This is a genomic window from Xenorhabdus sp. SGI246 (assembly GCF_040838225.1).
GTDB lineage: Bacteria > Pseudomonadota > Gammaproteobacteria > Enterobacterales > Enterobacteriaceae > Xenorhabdus > Xenorhabdus indica.
Genome location: NZ_JBFPEZ010000160.1, coordinates 1 through 1,371 on the forward strand (window position 1 = coordinate 1; position 1,371 = coordinate 1,371).

2 protein-coding genes are annotated in these 1,371 nt (G+C 44.8%); both read left to right on the top strand.

Going from position 1 to position 1,371, the window contains the following annotated elements; translation table 11 throughout:
* Positions 1-103: 103 nt before the first annotated feature.
* A complete protein-coding gene (locus ABLA85_RS18905) occupies positions 104-754 on the top strand; it encodes a transposase (RefSeq protein WP_367965845.1) in 651 nt (216 codons plus the stop codon).
* Positions 755-809: 55 nt separating this feature from the next.
* Entirely contained in the window at positions 810-1,247 is a 438-nt protein-coding gene (tnpA, locus tag ABLA85_RS18910) for an IS200/IS605 family transposase (RefSeq protein WP_367965846.1), read from the top strand.
* Positions 1,248-1,371 lie beyond the last annotated feature (124 nt).

Here is a 1,371-nt window from a genome sequence, read left to right on the forward strand (position 1 = left end):
CCGGGCCCAGAGTCAGTGACCTAATAGGAGCCTTGCCCCTGCTCCCTGAGTGTCATGTCCTACGATGGGAATGGTAATACCACTCTCATTAAAGGAGATCCGTATGTTGAATTCATCACAACAACCGCAAGACAGCGTCATTTTGGGTGTCGATACCCATTTAGAGATGCACGTGGGTGCGATTATCGATTGTACCGGCAAATTACTCGGTACCCGAACCGTTGAAACTAATCTGGCAGGATATCAGCAATTGCTGAGCTGGGCGCAAACATGGGGAACCGTGAATCAGGCCGGCATCGAGGGAACCGGAACTTATGGGGTGGGCCTGACCCGTTTTTTGATTAAAAAGGGTATTGAAGTCTTGGAGATCACGCGCCCAGATCGTTTAATGCGACGACAGAATGGAAAGTCTGACCCACTGGATGCAGAATGTGCAGCCCGGACGGTGCTGGCAGGCAGAACGCAGGCTATTCCTAAACAACAATCCGGTATCTGTGAGGCATTACGGATCACCGGCGTTGCCAGACGCAGTGCGGTCAAAGCTAAAACACAGGCTATCAATCAGATACGTGCCTTATTGGTCAGTGCTCCTCAAGATATCCGCGATGCGCTCTGGAAAAGTAACCCTCGTGAATGTGTTAATGCGTGTTTAATGCAAACTGAACAGGCTAACTCTTTGTCCTCACAAATTTTATTCATAACTGAATACCGCCTCCTGCGGAGGTGGTCAGCAACAAATTGGCTCTGCCAATAATGCTACTCATGGGAAAATCCGAACTGTTATCCCCATAACAGAGAAGGATTTAACCATGAGTAGATTCAAGAAAGCATCGCATGTAGTTTGGTGTTGTCAATACCATATCGTTTGGACGCCCAAATATCGATTTAGAATACTGAAAAATAATGTTGGAAGGGAGGTCTATAAACAGATACGGATTTCCTGTGAGCAACTCGGTATAGAAATTGTAGAATTGAACGTTCAAATAGATCATGTTCATCTTTTGGTAAAAATACCCCCGAAATTATCTGTATCTCAGGTTCTTGGTCATTTAAAAGGACGAACAGCTATCCGGTTATTTAATAAATTTCCCTATTTGAGAAAGCAAAAGTTATGGGGAAATCACTTTTGGTCGAGAGGTGACTGTGTAGATACCGTTGGTGTAAATGAAGAAATGATAAGGAAGTATGTGAAGTATCAGGAAAAACATGAATATGAAGACAATCAATTATCGTTAAAAGGGATGTGAAGTGAAGGCTCTTAGAGTTTGAGCTAATAACGCCCCTCTGGGGCGAAATCAAAGCCGCCTTCTATGAAGGCGGATTTTTACTGCAAATACTGGGCGGGCTGGTACAGAGATGGAAACTCTTGGC

Excerpts from the sequence above, each read along its gene's own strand:
- ABLA85_RS18905 (WP_367965845.1), top strand. The coding sequence starts at position 104 with ATGTTGAATTCATCACAACAACCGCAAGACAGCGTCATTTTGGGTGTC.
- tnpA (WP_367965846.1), top strand. The coding sequence starts at position 810 with ATGAGTAGATTCAAGAAAGCATCGCATGTAGTTTGGTGTTGTCAATAC.